Source organism: Tunturiibacter gelidiferens, from assembly GCF_014201335.1.
GTDB classification, from domain to species: Bacteria; Acidobacteriota; Terriglobia; order Terriglobales; family Acidobacteriaceae; genus Edaphobacter; species Edaphobacter lichenicola_E.
Genome location: NZ_JACHEB010000001.1, coordinates 175,350 through 195,185, shown reverse-complemented (window position 1 = coordinate 195,185; position 19,836 = coordinate 175,350). Strand labels below are relative to the sequence as shown.

Annotated in this window: 17 protein-coding genes; 10 read left to right on the top strand and 7 right to left on the bottom strand. The window is 54.9% G+C overall.

Annotation, left to right across the window (positions count from 1 at the left end):
• The first annotated feature begins 66 nt into the window (after positions 1 to 66).
• The 6 genes from HDF14_RS00800 to HDF14_RS00775 all read left to right on the top strand — a co-directional run bounded on the left by HDF14_RS00800 (position 67) and on the right by HDF14_RS00775 (position 7,411).
• Positions 67 to 2,118: a M13 family metallopeptidase gene (locus HDF14_RS00800; protein ID WP_183972615.1), complete on the top strand. Its 2,052-nt coding sequence runs from the start codon at positions 67 to 69 to the stop codon at positions 2,116 to 2,118.
• A 101-nt stretch (positions 2,119 to 2,219) separates the two neighbouring features.
• The gene (locus HDF14_RS00795) at positions 2,220 to 3,668 is read left to right on the top strand and encodes a sodium:solute symporter family protein (RefSeq protein ID WP_183972613.1); all 1,449 of its coding nucleotides are present in this window, start codon (positions 2,220 to 2,222) and stop codon (positions 3,666 to 3,668) included.
• 112 nt (positions 3,669 to 3,780) lie between these two features.
• Positions 3,781 to 5,061 (top strand): diguanylate cyclase domain-containing protein, encoded by a 1,281-nt coding sequence (locus HDF14_RS00790; protein ID WP_183972611.1) that lies wholly within the window; start codon positions 3,781 to 3,783, stop codon positions 5,059 to 5,061.
• Between the two features lie 68 nt (positions 5,062 to 5,129).
• A complete protein-coding gene (locus HDF14_RS00785; RefSeq protein ID WP_183972609.1) occupies positions 5,130 to 5,483 on the top strand; it encodes a hypothetical protein in 354 nt (117 codons plus the stop codon).
• Between the two features lie 314 nt (positions 5,484 to 5,797).
• The gene (gene efp, locus HDF14_RS00780) at positions 5,798 to 6,373 is read left to right on the top strand and encodes an elongation factor P (protein WP_183972607.1); all 576 of its coding nucleotides are present in this window, start codon (positions 5,798 to 5,800) and stop codon (positions 6,371 to 6,373) included.
• A 117-nt stretch (positions 6,374 to 6,490) separates the two neighbouring features.
• Entirely contained in the window at positions 6,491 to 7,411 is a 921-nt protein-coding gene (locus tag HDF14_RS00775) for an acyl-CoA desaturase (protein ID WP_183972605.1), read from the top strand.
• A gap of 10 nt (positions 7,412 to 7,421) precedes the next feature.
• Here HDF14_RS00775 and HDF14_RS00770 read toward each other — a convergent pair whose 3' ends face one another.
• Together HDF14_RS00770 and HDF14_RS00765 are read right to left on the bottom strand one after the other, a co-directional pair.
• Positions 7,422 to 8,153: an SDR family NAD(P)-dependent oxidoreductase gene (locus HDF14_RS00770; protein WP_183972603.1), complete on the bottom strand. Its 732-nt coding sequence runs from the start codon at positions 8,151 to 8,153 to the stop codon at positions 7,422 to 7,424.
• A 104-nt stretch (positions 8,154 to 8,257) separates the two neighbouring features.
• Positions 8,258 to 9,004 (bottom strand): glucose 1-dehydrogenase, encoded by a 747-nt coding sequence (locus HDF14_RS00765; RefSeq protein ID WP_183972601.1) that lies wholly within the window; start codon positions 9,002 to 9,004, stop codon positions 8,258 to 8,260.
• Between the two features lie 149 nt (positions 9,005 to 9,153).
• Here HDF14_RS00765 and HDF14_RS00760 point away from each other — a divergent pair, with 149 nt between their 5' ends.
• Entirely contained in the window at positions 9,154 to 9,552 is a 399-nt protein-coding gene (locus HDF14_RS00760) for an ArsR/SmtB family transcription factor (RefSeq protein ID WP_313899454.1), read from the top strand.
• 21 nt (positions 9,553 to 9,573) lie between these two features.
• On the opposite strand, the gene HDF14_RS00755 is transcribed toward HDF14_RS00760, so the two are convergent.
• From HDF14_RS00755 to HDF14_RS00745, 3 genes are all read right to left on the bottom strand, one after another.
• Positions 9,574 to 10,881, bottom strand: a complete 1,308-nt coding sequence (locus HDF14_RS00755; protein WP_183972599.1) for a hypothetical protein — start codon at positions 10,879 to 10,881, stop codon at positions 9,574 to 9,576.
• A 116-nt stretch (positions 10,882 to 10,997) separates the two neighbouring features.
• Positions 10,998 to 12,296: a formylglycine-generating enzyme family protein gene (locus HDF14_RS00750; protein WP_183972597.1), complete on the bottom strand. Its 1,299-nt coding sequence runs from the start codon at positions 12,294 to 12,296 to the stop codon at positions 10,998 to 11,000.
• Positions 12,297 to 12,334: 38 nt separating this feature from the next.
• Positions 12,335 to 13,093 carry a SphA family protein gene (locus HDF14_RS00745; RefSeq protein WP_183972595.1) on the bottom strand — a complete coding sequence of 253 codons (759 nt, stop codon included), beginning with the start codon at positions 13,091 to 13,093 and terminating at the stop codon, positions 12,335 to 12,337.
• Positions 13,094 to 13,783: 690 nt separating this feature from the next.
• On the opposite strand from HDF14_RS00745, the gene HDF14_RS00740 reads away from it, so the two are divergent.
• The 3 genes from HDF14_RS00740 to HDF14_RS00730 are packed head-to-tail and all read left to right on the top strand — an operon-like array spanning position 13,784 to position 16,768.
• Entirely contained in the window at positions 13,784 to 14,800 is a 1,017-nt protein-coding gene (locus HDF14_RS00740) for a DUF481 domain-containing protein (RefSeq protein ID WP_183972593.1), read from the top strand.
• Between the two features lie 58 nt (positions 14,801 to 14,858).
• Positions 14,859 to 16,214 carry a mechanosensitive ion channel family protein gene (locus HDF14_RS00735; protein WP_183972591.1) on the top strand — a complete coding sequence of 452 codons (1,356 nt, stop codon included), beginning with the start codon at positions 14,859 to 14,861 and terminating at the stop codon, positions 16,212 to 16,214.
• Between the two features lie 5 nt (positions 16,215 to 16,219).
• Positions 16,220 to 16,768 (top strand): hypothetical protein, encoded by a 549-nt coding sequence (locus HDF14_RS00730; RefSeq protein ID WP_183972589.1) that lies wholly within the window; start codon positions 16,220 to 16,222, stop codon positions 16,766 to 16,768.
• Between the two features lie 47 nt (positions 16,769 to 16,815).
• Here the strand turns inward: HDF14_RS00730 and HDF14_RS00725 are convergent, their stop codons facing one another.
• Together HDF14_RS00725 and HDF14_RS26210 are read right to left on the bottom strand one after the other, a co-directional pair.
• Complete coding sequence (locus tag HDF14_RS00725) at positions 16,816 to 19,401, bottom strand: fused MFS/spermidine synthase (RefSeq protein WP_221304500.1); 2,586 nt, start codon at positions 19,399 to 19,401, stop codon at positions 16,816 to 16,818.
• Between the two features lie 114 nt (positions 19,402 to 19,515).
• Complete coding sequence (locus HDF14_RS26210; protein WP_260697932.1) at positions 19,516 to 19,833, bottom strand: hypothetical protein; 318 nt, start codon at positions 19,831 to 19,833, stop codon at positions 19,516 to 19,518.
• Between the last annotated feature and the right edge of the window lie 3 nt (positions 19,834 to 19,836).

Here is a 19,836-nt window from a genome sequence, read left to right as displayed (position 1 = left end):
GCCTTTGGAATGGATCTGCGTGGTTTGTGGGAGTTTTTGCAGATAGGATGGTGCACAGGAGAACTCATGCTCTCGAAGCTTCCGGTCGCCCTGGCGGCCATTGCACTCTGTCTCGTTGCGATGCGCCTTCCTGCGCAAGAAGCAGCTCAGCCATTCCAATCAATGCCTTATTCGCCGTCGCTTGATCTTTCGAGCCTGGACCGTTCCGTGGACCCGTGTGTCGATTTTTACAAGTTCACGTGTGGTGGCTGGCAGAAGAAGAACCCGATCCCCACTGACCGGGCCAGTTGGAGCGTCTACGCCAAGTTGGGTAATGATAATGAGCAATTTCTGTGGGGGATCCTGGAGGCGGACGCGAAGGCGACCGATCGTACCGCAGTTCAGCAGAAGGTGGGCGACTACTTTGCGGCCTGCATGAACACGGCAGCGATTGATGCACTCGGTGTGAAACCGGTGCAGCCAGGGCTTGCGCGGATCGACGCATTGAAGACGCGGCCGGAACTTCTTACGGCGATAGGCTCGCTGCATCACGAGTATCAGGGTAGCTTTTTCTTCGGGTCCAGCACTGACCAGGATGCGCTCGACTCGTCTCTGGTGATCGTGGCTGTTGATGCGGGTGGACTTGGTCTTCCTGACCGCGACTATTACCTGAAGACGGACGATAAAAGTGTGAAGCTGCGCGAGCAATACGTCGCCTATATTCAGAAGCTGATGATGCTGGGTGGCGAATCGGCGGCCCAGGCGAAGTCCGATGCGGATGCGACGCTGCGCATCGAGACGGCTCTCGCCAAGGCATCTCTTACACGGGTCGAGCGTCGGGATCCGCATAATACGTACCACATGATGACGATCGAAGAACTCGGCAAGATTGCCCCTTCCTTCGATTGGCCACGCTACTTTGCAACGCAAGGTGCGCCGGGCGTTGCGAAGGTGAATGTTGCGCAGCCGGAATTTATCAAGGCAGTTCAGGAGGAGCTTACAACCGAGTCGCTTGACGCGCTTCGCGGCTATCTGAGGTTCCACTTGCTCACGTCTGCGGCACCGTATCTGACGCACCCGCTGGAGCAAGCCGACTTCGACTTTTATTCGACTACGCTGCGCGGGGTTCCTGCGATGCCTCCGCGCTGGAAGAAGTGCACCCGCGGAGTTGATGGCGACCTGGGGGAGGCGCTGGGGCAGGAGTTTGTGAAACGCACTTTTTCTGCGGACACCAAGGCTAAGACGCAGCAGATGACCGAGCAGGTGGAAGCTGCCATGCAGCATGAGATTGAGAATCTCGATTGGATGAGCCCTGCAACGAAGCAGGAGGCGCTGCGTAAGCTCAAGGTGATTCGTAATAAGATTGGCTACCCGGATCAATGGCGCGACTATACGGCGCTCGAGATCAAGCCAGACGACTACATCGGCAATGTGACGCGCTCTTACCGCTTCGAGGACGCGCGCCAGTGGCACAAGCTGGGGAAGCCAGTCGACCGGAACGAATGGGGAATGACGCCGCCGACGGTGAACGCTTACTTCAATTCGCAGATGAACGACATCAACTTTCCTGCGGGCGTTCTCCAGCCGCCGCTCTACGATACGAAGCTGGATGATGCGCCGAACTATGGCAATACGGGAGCGACGATCGGCCACGAACTGACACACGCCTTCGATGATGAGGGGCGGCAGTTTGATGACAAGGGCAATCTTCGCGATTGGTGGACGGCCGCCGATGCAAAGGGGTTCGAGGATCGTATCAACTGTGTTCGGGATCAATATGCCCAGTACATTGTGGTCGACGATATTCATATCAACTCGAAGCTGACCAGCGGCGAAGACGTGGCCGATCTGGGTGGAACGCTGCTCGCCTATATTGCGTGGGAGAAGCAGACGGCGGGGCAGCAACTGGTGAGTGCGGATGGGTTTACACCGGACCAACGATTTTTTGTCGGGATGGCGCAATGGGCCTGCGAAAATGAGCGTCCCGAGGTCTTGCGCGTTCGGGCAATAACGGATCCTCACTCGCCGGGTTACGCGCGCATCAACGGCGTGGTTTCGAATCTGCCCGAGTTTCAGAAGGCGTTTAGTTGCAAGGCGGGCCAGCCGATGGTGCATGCACCGACGTGCAAAGTCTGGTAGGGGAGTCTTACCATTTCGAGTTCCGGCCGCTCCGCAATTTTTTTGATGGGGGGCGGGCGGTGTTGTAATCAGCTTCAAGACAGTACACTTGACCCTACCAAATGAATCTTTATGCGATTGTTCTTTCGGCTATTGTCGTCACCCTGCTCACGGTATCGCTGACCCGTCTTGGCAAGGTGAAAACCAAGGCCGATTACCTTGTGGCAGGCCGCTCGCTGCCTGCCTTCGTTCTGGTCTTCACGTTGCTGTCGAGTTGGATTGGGTCAGGGTCGCTACTTGGCGGCGCCGAGAATGCGTACAAGCACGGCTTTGCGGCGCTGTGGCAGGGAGGCGGCGGCTGGGCGGGACTGCTGCTGATCTATTTCATTGCGCCACGAGCGAGAAAGTTCGCGCAATTCACTATTCCGGATCTCCTCGAGGTTCGTTATAACCAGGCTGCCCGTATTCTTGGCGTCATCGCGATTCTTTTCTGCTATACGGCTGTGACGAGTTACCAGTTTGTAGGTGGGGGCGATATTCTTCACCTGATCTTTCCGGACCTTATTACCCCTGACTTCGGCAAATATATTATTGCGGCTTTTGTCATTGTTTTTACCGCCATCGCCGGGATGGCCTCTGTCGCCTATATGGACGTGGCGATTGGACTGCTTGCTACTTTCACGATGATCATCGCTTTGCCCATACTTGCTCAGCGTGCGGGAGGGTGGTCTGCGATTCATGCGAGCCTTCCAGCTACCCACTTTCAGGTCTTTGGTGACTTGTCGCACATTCGATGTCTCGAGCTCTTTCTTCCGACCTGCTTATTGCTGCTGGGGAATCAGTCGATGTATCAGAAGTTTTTCTCCGCCAAATCCGAGAAGGATGCCACGCGGGCGGTGGTTGGATGGATCATCGGCACGGTTATTCTCGAGACCGTTATCGTGGCGCTCGCGGTCACGGGGTCGAGTCTGTTTCCTAGTGGAGAGGTTGCGGCTCGTCCTCGCGAGATTCTTGCTTACCTTGGGCTGCACGGCTTTTCTGGTTCGGGTCCGCTTCGCCTGTTGGGCGCGTTGCTGATGGGAGCTATCTTCGCAAAGATTATTTCAACGGCGAACAACTGGCTGTTCTCTCCGTCGACCAATCTCGTCAACGACATCTACCTCCGTTATATCAATCCGGAGGCTTCCAACAAGAAGACTCTTGCAGTCTCTCGTCTTATGGTCGTTCTGCTTGGGCTGTGGGCGCTCTATCAGTCGCTCCACATCGAGTCGGTATTGAAAAAATCGCTTTACGCTTACACGATTTACGGTGCTGCCCTGACGCCAGTTATCCTTGCCACGTTTTACTGGAGGCGCGCGACGGCCGCAGGGGCGGTGGCCAGCATTGCGGTCGGCACCTTCGTTACCGTCTTCTGGGATGCGGGATTGGTCCACTCCCACCTTCCGGCGACCATCAGCGAACGCGACGCCATTCTGCCGGCTCTGCTTGCTTCGCTGCTGTGTCTGGTTATTGTGAGCTTGTTGACCAGTCCGCCTACGGAGAAGCAGCTCAAGCCATTTTCCGAAGCCTGACAGGCTACCTTTTGCGGGCCATTAACGGTAATGTTCGATACTGAACTACTCTCTCCCAGCTAATACGTGATTCTTTGGACCGAAAGCAGCGACAAAGTCGCATGAAAGACAGATGAACTACCGACTGACTCCTGACCTGGCCGCAATGGCAACGCTTCTCACGATCCTTTACTTTCTGCGTAAGCGCCATCCGCAGGAGAGGGTCGATCTTTGGATCAGTGGCCTGCTGTTCATCTTTCTTGAGGCCATTGCTCACGCTTTTTATTCGCCCAAGGGCCAATGGCACCTTAGTTCGCACGTCGTTGCGCTGGATGCGTACCTTGCAGCTGGAGGCATCTTTCTGTGGGCTGCCGCGAGGGCTCTCTTTCCGCGGAAACAAACGCTTTACTATCTTTTTCTGAATGCTCCCCCCCTTTTTGCGGTTCTTACGACGTATGGCTTTGATGTCCGGACGCCTGGGATCTACCGCGTTTTCATTGTCTGCGGTCTTCTGGTCGGAGCAGTCAGCCCGTTTTTGCTTGCGCGCACCTGGAAACTGGGGGGCGCCTGGTGGATTGTTGCGGCACAGATATGTGTCTGGGGCTCGGCCTGGTTTTTCGCTTCGAACGGAATGTATCGCGATACGGCATATGTCCCGCTCTTCGCCATCTACCTCGCGACGGCCATCTTCTTTCAACTCAGCCTGCCCAGCCAGAGCCTCGGGAAGGTTGCGGTCGTTCTCGGTTTTACCCTGTGGGCTTTGGTCTTTCTACTGCATTCATGGGTTATCAACCACCCGCAGTACATCGATATCGCTTCGCAGATATGGGACATGCAGAAGTTTCTGGTTACGATCGGCATGCTGCTGGTGATGTTGGAACACCAGGTTTCGAGCAACGAATGGTATGCGTTCCATGACCATTTGACGGGCCTGCCGAATCGGCGGCACTTTGAGGACCTCTTGGTGGACGCGCTGAGGCGGTCGGATCGTAACCACACCCGTACTGCGTTGCTCATGCTCGATCTCAATGGATTCAAGCAGATTAACGATTCCTACGGACATGATGCGGGCGACGAGTTGCTGCAACGCGTTGCGCATAACCTTCGGGCCGCCATCCGAACTTCGGACACACTTGCGCGACTCGGCGGGGACGAATTTATCGTGATTGTTACGGATCTGCCTGTCGATGAACCGGTAGACCATATCGCGGACAACTGCGTCGGGCGACTCTCCGGGGCGCTCAGCAAGTCTGTGCAGATCAACGGCAACACGGTTACCGTGAGCGGAAGCATCGGCGTCGCCGTCTACCCTGACGACACGACCGATGAGGTCTTTCTGCGTCGTCTTGCGGACCAACGCATGTATCAGGAAAAGCGTCAGATTCCGCTAATCGTTCAATTCGGGGAAAAGTGAATTTTCACACTCACTTTTTTCAATCTGCTGCATCCTATCCCAGTACACATTTTCAACAGGAGATTTTTATGGCACTTGAGACCCTAACCTTCGACTTCAACGCAACCTTTTTCCCCCTGGGTACGGATTTCATTGCCGCCTCTGAATACAGCTCGCTTGACTCCCCTGCAGGTTACGCCACGTCTGAATCCCTCAGCGTCGCGAAGAAAGCAGTGGAAGACGACGATGATGAGTTCGAGGATGATGACGACGAAGAAGAGGAGGACGACGACGAGGATGAGTTTGAGGATGACGACGACGAAGTAGATGAAGATGATGATGACGATGATGAGTACGAGGATGACGAAGATGAGGATGACGACGAGGAAGAAGACGAAGACGATGATGACATCGACGAGCTTCAAGTTGGACGGCGATTTTAGCCTAGCGGTGAGAACTCGCCCCAGCCAGTTTGCCAGCTTCGATCTCGTACTGCTGTTGGAATGCCGCCCCTGAACGGGTGACGGGCCGGCATTCACTTCGAGGCACGGGCCAACGCGCGGGAAGCGGCGAACGCTAGCGACCCACGTGGGCTACGATGCTTTCCAACTTCACTTCTGGATCGTGAGAGCCATGAATCGGCTCAGCGCGCTGTTATCCTATGGTCATCCGGACTTCAGCCGACAACGAGGCGACTAAGCTCTCTGGTGGAATCACCACCTTCAACCCCGCATTACCGAAGTATTTGAGGAGGTCCATGGCCACATTGATCGACGCCATCGACGTAAAGCGCAAGATGTCTTTTGAGTATGAAAACGTTCCGTTCTGCTGTCTGGAAGCGGAGATCTCCACCCCTACGGCCAGAGGTGGACAGACGCTAGTTCGTTTGCGGATGCGGAATATGCTTACGCGCGCTGTCTTCGATAAAACGTTCAAGGCCAGCGACAAGTTCAAAGAGCCGGATCTCCAGACGGTTGAAGCGTCTTACCTCTACAGCGACGGTGAGGGCTCGTATTTTATGGATCAGGAGAGTTTTGAGACTCTCGTTCTTAGGGATGAGATGGTCGGGGACGCCCGAGACTTTCTCGTTGAGGGAATCCTGATTCAGATTGATAAATATAACGGCAACCCGATTGGACTGCAGTTGCCGGTTCAGGTGGAACTCTCTGTCGCGTATACCGAACCCGGAGTTCGTGGCGATACTGCGAGCGGAGGCGTGACCAAGCCGGCCAAGCTGGAGACAGGTGTCGAAATCCGGGTGCCTTCGTTTATTAAAGAAGGGGAAAAAATTAAGGTGAATACGGAGACTCGGGAGTTTGCCGGGCGCGCCTGACTGCCTGAGTACGACGTCCTTGGTGCGTCCTGTCTGAAGTATTACCGAACTCTTACCTGCGCACGCTAGTCACACGCCATGCCGGGCGTTAGCCTCGACACCAGAGGCAAAACATGCATGGCGACTGTTGCAGCAACACCACAAAAAACTGACAGACCCGAACTCGCAGTGGTACAGGCTGAGTCGAACGATTTCAACTGGGTATTTTTTGTTGTGATCGCGGGGTTTCACCTGGGGGCCATCGCGGCGCCGTTTTTCTTCCGTTGGTCTTCGGTCGCCATATTTCTCGTGATGTGGCTGCTCGGTCAGAACGTGGGGATTGCAATCAGCTATCACCGCCAACTCACGCATCGCAGTTTCACCACACCTAAATGGTTAGAGTATGCCATGGCGATTTGTGGGTCCATGGCGCTGCAGGGCAGTCCAACTTACTGGGTCGCCGTACATCGCATGCACCATCAGTACACTGACAAGCCGGGTGATCCGCATTCTCCCCGTGATGGTAAGTGGTGGTCCCATATGGGTTGGATCCTTCGCGGTTCGATTCACAGCGAAACGACCAGGCTCTCCCAATACGCTCCAGATCTAGAACGCGACCGTTTCTATCGGTGGCTGGCTGTGTGGCACTGGCTTCCGATCACCCTGACCGCCATCGCTTTGCTCAGTGTCGGCACGGCTCTTGGCGGGTGGCGGCTGGGTGTCTCGTGGCTGCTCTGGGGCGTGTTTTTGAGGATTACCATCGGCTTCCACACCACGTGGCTGGTCAATTCGGCCACCCATCTATGGGGATCGCGCCGCTTCAAGACGCGCGACGACTCAACCAATAGCTGGTGGGTTGCACTGTTGACAGGGGGCGAAGGCTGGCACAACAATCACCACGCTCATCCTGTGTCTGCGAACCACGGGATGGCTTGGTGGGAGTTGGACTTCAACTACTGGGGTATCAAACTGTTGGCCTTGGTTGGCTTGGCGAAGAGCGTGAAGGTGACCCACCTCTCCGCTACAACTTCACGTCTGAAACAGTCGCCGCTTGAGTAATATTCACTGATCAGATCTGTGCTGTTCCGCCATCTACGAAGAGTTCGATGCCGTTGACGAAACTTGAATCGTCAGAGGCGAGAAAGAGCGCTACGGTTGCGATCTCTTCCGGGCGACCGATCTCTCCGCGTGGGATAAGCGTCTTGAAATACTCTTTCGCGTCGGGCCCGAGAGGATCGAGGGTTGGAGTGTCGATCGTTCCTGGGCTGAGCACGTTGACGCGGATTTTGCGGTCCTTGAGATCGTTGAGCCAGGTCCGAGCAAAAGAGCGCACTGCGGCTTTGCTGGCGCTGTAGACGCCAAAGGCCGGGAAGCCTTTGATGCTGGCGATGGAGCCGTTCATGAAGATGGAACCGCCATCGGTAAACAGCGGGAGAGCCTTCTGCACGGTGAAGAGTGTGCCACGTACGTTCAGATCGAAGGTCTTATCGAAGTGCTCTTCAGTGACTTCGCCGATCTTGGCGAACTCGCCCTGGCCTGCGCTAGCGAAGAGTATGTCGATCTTTCCTTTCTCCCTCTTGACTGTTTCGTACAAACGGTCGAGGTCGGCAAGGTTGGCTGCGTCGCCCTGGACCCCAGTCACGTTCTTGCCGATTGCCTTGACAGCTTCATCGAGTTTGTCCTGGCGGCGGCCGGTGATGAAGACATATGCGCCCTCTTTGACGAAGAGTTTCGCCGTGGCTAGCGCCATGCCTGACGTAGCTGCTGTGATGACTGCTACTTTTCCGTCTATCTTACCCATGTCATTTATCCTTTGCTGTTAGCTGCTCGAATTGTTCCGGCCGAGATGTGGGAAGAATCTCTCGAACGCACGATGCTGATGAGCATTCGAGAGATCTCGGTTAATCAGCGGAGACCACCGCCAGTGATGACGCGCTCGCCAGTGATCCACTTCGCATCGTCTGATGCGAAGAAGGAAACGACGGAGGCGATGTCGTCGACCCGGCCTGCTCGGCCGAGAGGGGTTTGCGCCACAAGAGCTTTTTCGAAATCAGAACCAATGAAGCCTGCGGTTTGCGTGCCTTCCGTATCGACGATGCCCGGGTTGACGGAGTTGACGCGGATCTTCCTCGCCCCGAGTTCCTTCGCCAGGACGCCGGTGATGGAATCGAGAGCGCCTTTCGTGGCGGTGTAGACAGCGCTGTTGGGAGGGGTGAGGCTACTGACGCCGGAGCCGATGTTGATGATGCTCGCTCCTTCGCCTAGGTGTTTGACGGCCGCTCGGGTAGTGAGAAGAACGCCGAGCACGTTGATGTTGAAGATCTTGTGAAACTGCTCTTCCGTAACGTCTTCGATAGAAGAGAACTCGTAGACGCCGGAGTTGTTGACAAGAATGTCGAGACGACCATAGTTCTTGATCGCAGCGTCGACGATGCCTTGTGCCTCGGCAGCTTTGGAGACATCTCCACCGACGGCTACTGCTTTACCGCCTGCAGCGGTGATCGCGGCAACAACCGTGTCCGCACCAGACTTGCTGGAGGCGTAGTTGACGACGACGGATGCGCCTTCAGAGGCGAGCGATTTGGCGATGGCTGCTCCGATACCCTTGGATGCGCCCGTGACGACTGCTACTTTACCTTTGAGCTTGCTCATGACTTATTCCTCTTCGGTTGAGATCTTTTCGAGCCACTTGGGGCTGGCAGGTTTCGTCTGCTGGTGAGTAGATTGAGTTCGGTGACAGAAGGATTCATTAGTTCAGAATTTATGCACTATTGAACTTATCGCTGAAAGAGACTATTGTGGTGTTCGTGAGACCCCTATTTCATCCCTCGGTCCAGGACGTCACGGTTGAAGCGATCCTTCACGCCTTGTCTGATCCCGTGCGGGTGGCGATCTATGCCGATATCGTAGGACAGGACTGTTCGCACAACTGCGTGGCGTTTTCGAATGTCAGCGAAAAGCCGATTCCTAAATCGACGCTTTCGCAGCATTTCAAGATCCTTCGGGAGGCTGGTTTGATTCGGGGTGAACGCCAGGGTGTTGAGATGCACAACACCTCTCGTTGCGAGGAGATCGATAAGCGCTTTCCGGGCTTGATTGGATCTATTGTTACGGCGCACAAGATCCAGTTAGCTGATGAGGCGCGCCTAGCTAAAGCGACCAAACGGAACTCTGTCCAACGAATCGCGAGAAGCAGATAGGCAGCATCACCCCGGATGGAGCTATTTATCGCGACCCTTTAGGTGAGGCGAACAAGCGTCTGAAAATGGATTGACCAGGAACGTACCTGCGATCCCAGAGACAAGGATCGTTCCGTCGGAGTTGAAATGCGCAGTGCGAAACTCTTCTTCTGGGAGATCATTGAGCCTTCTCCATCTCTGGCCGCTGTCTTCGCTTGTGTAAACGCCTGTGAGCGAGGTTACGACCTCGCGGGTCGGCTTTGACGGGTCTACCTCGATGCTGTAAGCGCGAAGGTTGGAACCTGCCTCATCTGTCGTTCTATGTATAAGAAAGCTGGCGTTTGTCACTCTTCTCACGGTGCCAGGGCCTGTCGGGTTATAGACCCCCCAGCAAGCTGCCAGATGAAGACCGCCAACGACAGTCATTCCATGGATCGCTGAGTCCGGGCCTACTCCCTCGATTCGACTCCATTTATTGGTGTGAAAGTTGAGAAGATATACCTGGTCGCCGGTTCCCACATAGAGAAAACCAGGTTCTGCTTTCTTCGAATCGTCGAATTCCATGGAGAGAATGTCCATGTCAGTGGGTAGACCGGAAAGAAGTCCATCTTCGACCCATGAGCCATCTGCATCTTTGTGATAGGTGAAGATTTGTGGATCGAGGTCAAAGTATCCATAACCAATGATGAGATGCCTTCCGTCTGCTGTCATCTCAAGGGCGTTTGCCCTCACCGCGTCACCCGCTCTCTTCGGAATCGGTACCTTCGGAGGCGATGAAGGTACACGAGGGCCGGCAATAGGATTTACTAAAGTCTCGGATCCGCTCGACTGAGGCAAGACTTGAAAGGCGCCTCGTTGCGTCGTAACCACGAAGTAGGTTCCACCGGGAGAGACTCTGAAGCCATTGCGCAGACCCTCACCGATCTTTGCATCGAAATATTTCGAACCCACTTTTGCAACTTGAATCCATGTCGCGCCGCCGTCGGTTGATTTTGATATGTACATGGCACGATCCTGTGGGGGAACCTCACCGCTAAGATCCGCAGTAAGACCCCATATCGTGTCAGGATCCTCGACGTCTGGACTAGGGTCGCTGGCGATCGCTTCAATAAAATCACTTGCGAACTGGTGACTTCCTGGAAGGCTTGTCACTCGATGAACACGACAGCTCTCCATGTCATTTTTTAGATCGCCATTGCTGCTCTCAGGAGACGACGATGAGCTGGTGACGATGGAATGATTCGGTGCAGGAGTTTGAGATTGTAGAATCTGTCCCGCTCCGAGCACGGGAATGGTCATCGACAACAAGAGGCTTTGGAGGGCGGCCCGACATGTGTTTGTGAGTCCCATGACCAGAACACCTTCACTGTACCTTGCCGTCTATCAGAGTACCAAGTAGCGCGTCGCCTCAATGGCAAATCGCTCTAGGTGCGGCTCGCGAAAGTGAACGAGGGCCGTGCGGAACCCTATTTCATTGCAGTGAGTGGTTGTGCGGGGTTCGATTCTCCAGCTTTCAGTGCTGTCTCCGCCTGCTGAAGCGACATCACGCAGCGAAATCCTAAATGGTTGGTACCCGTATCGACGTCGCCTTTGCCGCGTGTGCCTACGATGTAGCGCGAGCAGTACTGATCGGTGCAGAGAAAAGAGCCTCCGCGCTGCGCCTTCTTTGAGTGGCCAGGCTCCGACGGATCGTAGGAGGATTCTGGCCCCTGCGGATTTCGCGTGACGCTTGCTTGGAGCTGTTGATAGTAGTCCGGGCGATACCAGTCGCTGGTCCACTGCCAGACATTTCCCGCCATGTCGAAGAGGCCATACTTATTCGCAGGAAACTTTGCGACAGGAGCGATTCCTGTGTATCCATCATCCCCTGTGTCTTTGTCAGGAAAATGACCCTCGTGAGTATTGGCCATCCATTTGCCTTTGGGGCGGAACTCATCGCCCCAGACATATGGCTTACCTGCGAGGCCGCCGCGAGCGGCGAACTCCCATTCAGCTTCCGTGGGAAGACGCTTACCTGCCCATTTTGCGTAGGCAAGGGCGTCCTCATAGGAGACGTGGACGACAGGATAATTCTCCTTGCCAACGATGCTGCTCTTCGGACCGAGGGGGTGTCGCCAATTTGCGCCGGGTACGTAGGTCCACCACTGGTAGTAGTCGTTGAGGGAGACGGGATGATCTGGGGGAGCAAAGATTACTGATCCTGCAACCAAGTTCTCGGGTGGAGCGCCGGGATAATCTTCTGCACGCGGCTTTCTTTCCGCAACGGTAATGTAGCCGGTTGCCTTCGCGAACGCTGCAAATTGGGCGTTGGTGACATCCGTCTTATCCATGAAGAATGCATCAACGTAAACACGATGCACAGGACGGGAATCAAGCGTGGCCTTCATGCCGACGTCATCCATGTCCGGAGGATTTTGCGCTCCCATGGAAAACTCTCCGCCAGGAATCAAGGCCATGCCCTGAGGCGCTTTCGTCGGAAGAGCTGTGGTGTTTGGGACGGTGGGTCCGAAGGCAACCTGTCTTATCTCAGGAGCCGCGGTCTTTTGGGCGGAAGTCGGGGCAGTGTTGGGTGGCGGCGGCGCTATTTGGTTAGCGTCAGCCGGAATCGCGGCAACAGGAAGATTAGCCTGAAAGGGCGATGAGTGCTTGTAGACCGCAACACATGCGCCGATCGCCAGCACAATGACCAGGCCTGAGGTCCAAATTGTTTTGGCCGATTTTTCTTCTATCTGCCCCTTTTTGATTGAGGCCGTTCGCGTCTTCATGTGTACCTCTTGCTACTTCTGGGCGGTTGTGGCTCGCCTTAATGGTGAGCAGACGCTGGTGGCGGGAATATATTGAGCCACGTGATACCGATGACGAAGACATCGCCCTGCGTTTTGGCCTCCACCCCGAATTGTCGCTCATAGCGGAAGTCTAAGCCGAGATGTTTCACAGGATTGGTGTACTTGAACTCGGGACCGATACCGTAGGACCGGTCGATGTTGCCCGCTACCAGCGGTGAGATGCCGCTGCCCGAGTCTGGTGAGAGCTTCTCGTAAACGTATCCGGCCACACCGAGGTTGATCTTGTAGTTGTAGAAACGATGGCCGAGGCTGTACTCGAGATTAAACATCGGTCCCGGCTTCACAGCGAGCCCGCTTTTGCTCTGGTTGATCTCCCATGTTGTAAGAGCTGAAGCATTCCATAGCTTGAGCTTGTCGAAGGAGTAACCGACGCCGGCCTGGATCTGGTGTTCCCAGAAGCCGAGGCCGGGATTGAGTGCTTGTGAAGGATCAAACGCCCCGGACGGCGCATAGAATCCGTAGTTCAAGATGTAGGTCGCTTTGCCTTTTGCCCATCCAAGAACCACCGGCATGACGAAGATATCGGAGACTCCAGCTGACTGCTGTGATGCGTCGAAGAGGTCAGCTGTGAAACGAGTGTTGACGATAGGGATAATGGCGGATAATCCGTAACTCCCGCCCAAGATCCTCTTCTCCGTAGTCACTTGATAGACGACGTTATTGGCCACGATCGTGATATCCGGCTTAAGCAGGGTGTTGCCATTCGGACCTTCCAAAGTGTCAACCTTGTAGACATAAGGCAGATAAGTTACGAAGACACCGGGTGGTGCGGTCGAGCCATTATCCAGACCGGAAACCCCTTGGAGATAGTGCCCAGATTGCTGCCCGTACGCTAGATGACAGGATGTGAACAGCAGCACTAAAACAGCGAGAAGGTGCGGAGAACAGGGGCGCGGTCGTAGATCTTGCTTCAGGAGGCACCTCCACACATGCGAACATTCTTCTAAGCATCAGAGCAAACGCTGGAGTCGGATCGACCTGCTGAAAGAATCTTCGAGTCTGGAATATATTTGCGTGGGGAGATGAACTGCCATGCAACAGAGATGCAGTTAAGACTCGCCTTTGCATATACAGCCGAACCTCATCGTATACAAAGCCCTTTCTATTGGCAAGCGAGATGACTCAGACCTTACTTGCTGAAGAAAACACCCCCGTCAGTCTCAAAATAGAGTCTGTTCTTATAAGAATCAGAAGTCGAAAATTGATGAGCAATCTTGCAGCCTCAACAGGCACCGCCGCTCCAACCTTGGCCTAGGATCGGCTCTTCGTATCTCGATTCTCGCACGCAGGCACGGACTAAACTGGCGCGGTAGAGGACTTCTATGACCTATTGCTCGGAATCCTTATCTCGGATGATCGTTGTACTGCGATTTAGCCACAAGGCACGCAGGTTTTTTCAAAGATGGATGGTTTTGTTCCTTCTCGCGCCTTGTGTCGCGCTGGCAAGCAGCCGCACCAAGACGGACACCGTCTACATGCGGAATGGTGACAAAATTACTGGCGAGATCCAGTCTCTCTCGCAGGGGCAGTTGAGCGTCAAACCCAAATACACGAGTACCGCTTTCGTAATCGATTGGTCCGAGGTGGATCATGTAGAAAGTGCGCAGGACTTCGTGATTGCCGATCCTGCAGGAAAGATCTACACCGGTACCCTTGGCAAGGGAGCGGAAGACCGCACCCTTGTGATCGACGAAGGCGTCTCCGTAACGCTGCCGCTTGATTCGGTAATTGAGATTGACCAACTTGGAGAGACTTTTCTCAAACGTATGCGTGGGAACTTCGATGTAGGGTCAAGTTTCGCGAAATCGAACGGACAGAAGAACCTGACCGTCGAAGGTGATCTTGGTTATCAATCGAAAGAGCATCTGTTCTCCCTGGATACGAGCTCTCAGTTCTCGAGCCAGAAAGAAACCTCGAACACCAATGAGACCACGGCGAAGATTGCCCTCTTCCAACAACTCCGCAAATCGAATTGGTATGGCGGCGGGTTGACGAACTTTCTATCAAGTACGGAGCAACAGATCGCGCTACGCTCCACTCTCGGAGGCGGAGTAGCGAACCGCTTAATATTCACCAACCGCACTAATTTGACAGCTATGGGCGGACTCGCCTTCACTGTTGAGCGAGATGCTCAAGGCGCCGTGAGCACTGCGCGAACGAAGGCTTTGGACTCTGCCTTTGCAGTGCAGTACTCAACGTTCCGATTCGATTCGACGACTTTCAATACTACAGTCTGGCTCTATCCAAGCCTTACATCGCCTGGCCGCGTGCGGATGACTTTGAATCAGGACATCTATCACAAATTCTTCGGAGATTTCTACGTCCGGGTGAGCTTTTACGACAACTACGATAACCAGCCGGTTGTAGGTGCGCCTTCGAACAACCTTGGCGCGACGTCAACGGTAGGGTGGTCGTTCCATTAGGTTTAGGATAAATGGGATGCTGTAGGCCGGTATCAGCGATTCGTATCATCGAGGAGCCATGCCCCGACAGAAGACCCGACGCTGCCTCGCGATCCTGCTGGTGGTACTCGTTTCCAACCGGGGGCTGTCGGCTGGAATTGCGACCAGTCCCATCGATCAGACTCAAATAATTGACTTCTTGAACGAGACCATCAATTGGTATCAGCAGATAGCTGTTGGACAACCGGACCCTCCATCTCCGAATGACATTCTCTTTGCTGCCAGCAACGCTCCCCTTGCGGACCAGGTCGTCAAACTTTCGTTTGATTTTGGTCATGCTGGAGCTGACCTCTTGGGCCAAACTACATCTGGAGCTATTTCCTCTACTTCTGTCGACTCTCGCTATCAATCCCTGGCGGCATCGGCATCTAAGATTGACGTCCAATTAGATCAAACTCAATCGCAACTAGATTCGCTGAAGCAAAAACTGAAGTCCACGTCACTCAAGAAGCAAAAAGATATTCTTTCGGCGATTGCTGAGACTGAGAGCAAGGTGGCTTTGCTCAAGGCCAGGCGTGGCGCTTTGAACAGCGTGTCACAGTTCATGGAAAGTGCCTCCCAGCCAAGCGGCTTGTTATCTCATATTGAGGCTCTCGAACATTCTGTTTCGATAGGAGGAAGCACCTCCGCCACAAGATCAGCCGCGACCATGAAGCAGCAAGCAACGACCCGGCCGGCTGAACCTCTTGGCATCTGGAGCAAGCTAGGTGCGGTGTATTCTCTCTCGCGAAAGATTAAAACGATCGATGACGCGATCGATAACACGAGGAATCTCGACCAGAGCGCACGTAAACTGCAGATCCCTCTCCACGAGCGGATTAAAGCACTGAGTCTTCGAGGCGACACTATCGCGGACCGAGCGGATTCGTCAGATCCGGCTGTGCTCCTTCAACAACGGACCGCACTGGACGTGCTCACCAGGGAATTTAATCTTGTCGCTGCACCCCTCATCCCTCCGAGCAAACAGACAATTCTATTGGAGACCTATCAGAGGAACCTTGAGGACTGGAAGGAGGCTACGAAGAGAAAATACCTGGATGCAAGAAAGTCGCTCTTGTTTCGGCTGGTGTTTCTTGCAGTGATTGTCGCAATTGTTTTTCTCGTATTCCGGTTGTGGAGACGGGCGATTTTTCGGTATGTTCCGGATTCTCATCGTCGCTATCCGTATCTGCTGTTGCGGCAAATTGTGCTGTGGTTCGTTATCGCGATGGTGGTCACATTTGGGCTTGTGAGTCGTCTGGGCTCAATCGCAACATTTGCAGGGCTCCTGACGGCGGGAGTCGCACTGGCGCTCCAGAACGTAATCATTGCTATCGTTGGTTACTTCTTGTTGATAGGAAAATTCGGCATCAGAACAAGCGATCGCGTCAGGTAGCTGGAGTGAATGGAGAAGTCATCGAGATTGGTTTGATTCGCTTCCATGTCATGGAGTTGATCGGAGTCGGATCCGACGTCCAACCTTCAGGTCGAGTGGTGGCGTTTTCCAATGCCATTGTCTTTCAACCCACTGCGGCCCTCTTCCGGCAGATTCCCGGTACCGATTTCCTCTGGCACGAAACCAGCGTCACCCTGGCGCCGGATAGCGATTACATCGAGGTAGAGAGACGGATGCAGGCCGCACTCAGCGCCGCCTTCATTGACTATCGGCAAGGTTTTGAGGACCTACGCCGCAAGATGGAAACAAATTTGTTACTGGTTTCGGTCGGCCCATTAGAACCAAAGGTCCGACTTGTGCTCACATCCGCGGCGCTTCAGGTCTTTATCCGCTATCCCGTGAACGCAAAGAATGCCATCGCGATTGATGACCGTATTAATAGCGAACTGCTACATGCAGTAGAACTAGAGCCTAAGCTCAAAGTGGTGGGTGTTGAAGTTCCCACTGTTCGTCGCCAACCTTACGATCCTGCAACCGGCGTCCGGGGTGTTTAGTTTTGCTCTTCGTGTCTCTGCCCGATGGATGTCTGGTGTTTTCGGGGTTATCTACGTTCACCTGCGATCCGTCGATAGTAAGGATTATTGTCATCCGTATCGACGACGCGCTGCATTGCGTGGTCCCACCCTTCTCTGTCTCCGGTATAGGCTGCTAGACCGGCTGAGTAGAAATCCAAAAGACCCTGGCGCTGTCGTATGACCTCATTGCGTAAAGCATCGTCAGCATCGACAAGCGGTGGATCTGTTCGAAGAGCAAGCAGCTCGGGGAGAACTCGCGTTATCTCCTTTGGCCGCACCCAACGCGAATACTCGATGCGCGGATCGTTGTCCGTAACCGGACGCGCATTCGCCGCGTAGCGCTCGAGACTTTCTCTTCCCGTAACCCATGTAGCGAGCAAAGCGGCTGGTGAAGATACGCCGACCGCCCCTAGTGACGTGCTGACTTCACCCTGTGTGAAGCGGCTGGCAATCTGATTCGCGTTTAGCTCGATGGGTTGGTAAGACCCGACCAGCAGCATCTCGTGCAACTCGGTACTCCAGAGAGTCGCATAGGGGAAAACATCCAGAAAGCTGCGCACTAGTGAGCGAGTATCCTCATCATTTTGCGTGCTAATCGGAAGCCACTGAGCTAAGAGGCCATTCGGTTCCAACCGCTTCCCGGCGAGTTGATAGAAGTCCGTCGAATAGAGATTCACGACTCCCGCTGCAGAAGGCGGCGGCGGTTCTAACGTGATCAGGTCGTACCGTTCTGCGGTGCGCACCAGCTCGTGCCGTCCGTCGCTGATACGAATTTGCATGCGCGGATCGGAACCCGCCTTGTAATTCTCGGGGAAGAGCTGACCCGCCTTAACCACTGCTGGAAGCAACTCGACGCAAACCCTTCGGTTCAATTGCGGATAATGCAATATCGCTCCAGCAGTGATGCCCGTGCCAAATCCGATCACGAGTGCAGATTTTGGCTCGCCGTGATGAATGAGCAGGGGTAGCATCGCCTGCAGGCGCATATAACGCAGAGACGGTAGAGCGTCCCCAGAGTTGGAGACCCCCTGAATGTAGAGCCGCCGAAATACGTTGTCGCCAGATCGCTGCTGTGCGATGGCGACCGTGGCACCGCGGCTCTCCTGGTAGAAGACCAATGCGCCTCCTCCACGTGTTGTCAGGAGAAGCCGCGCGAGACGATCCGGCGGAGTAAGAATTCCAACCGCGACGGCTACCAGTCCAATGCCAAAGACCGCCCACTGCACCTTCCGGCTCACGCCTGTTCCTAGGACGACTGCCAAGGCACCGACGGTTGCGGCGGCAACTGCCAGCACACTGAAGGTGTGCACTAGCCCAAGCGCAGGCACCAGGAGAAAGCCCGTCAACAGGGTTCCGGCGATTCCTCCTGCAGTGTTAAGCGCGAGGACGGCACCGACATCGCGGCCTGGGCGCTCAGGGTCTGCCGCCAATTGCAACGCCACAGGAAATGCTGCACCAAGCAGAATTGTCGGCACAAAGACGACGCCGATGGCAGCAACGAGAAATTGTGCGCACATGTGAGCAAATTCGCTGCCGGTGACGGAGAGGGCGAGATTGCCGACCTCACCCTGAATGCGCAGCTGCCACAAGCTCAAACCGGCGACCTCCAGTAGAGCCACAACTCCGGCAGCGGAGATGAGAAGCCCGAACACTCCCCATGCGTCACGCACGCGGTTGGAAAAGCGTGCATATAGCGCGCTTCCGACGACCAGACCCGCCAGGTAGGTCGCGAGCACCATTGAAAACGCAAACACCCTCGTGCTCAGAAACTGAGCCATGGCTTGCGACCAGACTACCTCGTAGCCGAGAGCGATACCGCCCGCAATCGCATAAAGGACGAGCGCCGTACGCGAGCCTCTGGGCTGTGCGTCAGGAGTTTCTATGTCTTTCCCTGTGATCTGTTCTGTTGCGGATCGCAGGTCGAGAACAAGTGCCACGCCCGCTGCGACCAAATTGAAGAGCGCCGCGGTCAGCGCGCTGCCGCGCACGCCGAGCCATGGCAGGAGCACGAAAGAGCTGAGCAACGCACCCGCGATGCCTCCAGCCGTATTGGCAGCGTAGAGCCAGCCGCCCACCCTCGCCACGCGTGACGTCCCGGCCGCCAGCGAACGTACCGCGACGGGCAGAGTTCCGCCCATCAGAAATGCCGGTGTACCGACCAGCAGAAAGGGAAGTGCCCACGCAAGAATGCCGGCATGAGATTCGATAGCGACAAACGGGCCTGCTGTATGCGCCAGCGCAACCGTCACAACAAATCCAGCCACTGCCACGCCGACTTCGAGCAGAGCATAAAGCAGGAGTGGCCGCTTCCATGGATCCGCCATTCGGCCCAGCAGCACGCCTCCTACTGCCAGCCCCGCGAAAAAAGCACTTACCGCAACCGTAATGGAATAGACTTCAACCCCGACCACCAAAGAGAGCTGCCTGATCCAGAGAACCTGATAGATGAGCGCCGCTGTGCCGGAGAAGAAGAGTAAGAGAGTAAACAATGCCATTCTTCCGTCGAAGCGGATGGGGTGTGTCTCCCGGATCTCTTGAGCAGGCTTCTTGACTCCGCCACGGCTGTTATTCGGTTTCTTCGCGGAAGATGAGGCAGGTTTCGCGGCTGGCATTCAGGCCCCTTGAATAAAACAAACCGGGTTCATTGTGAAGGATGAACCCGGTTCCTTATTCTGCTTGTCGTTCGTTCTTCTTTTCAATCAACTAGACGTCGGCTCCATCCCTCTTCACTGTTTGGGCTTCGGAGCCATGTTCACAAAGCTCTCCGGGTCGATCGTGAAGCTTGCCGGAGCCTGACTGGGTGGATAGGTCTTGAATGACTCGACAAACTCCTGTGCGGAGATTTGCCCCTGAATCGCCAGGTACACATTATGGACCTGCCAATCGTCATATTGATCCGAAATGAGAGGCGCCTTCTCGTAGGGATCCATACGCAAATTTTCAATCAATGGGAGTCGAGTACAGACGAATGGATTCGACCATACCTTGTAGCCACCAATCTCTCGCTGCTCGCAGAAAACAAACTTCCAGTTGTCATGTCTCATGGC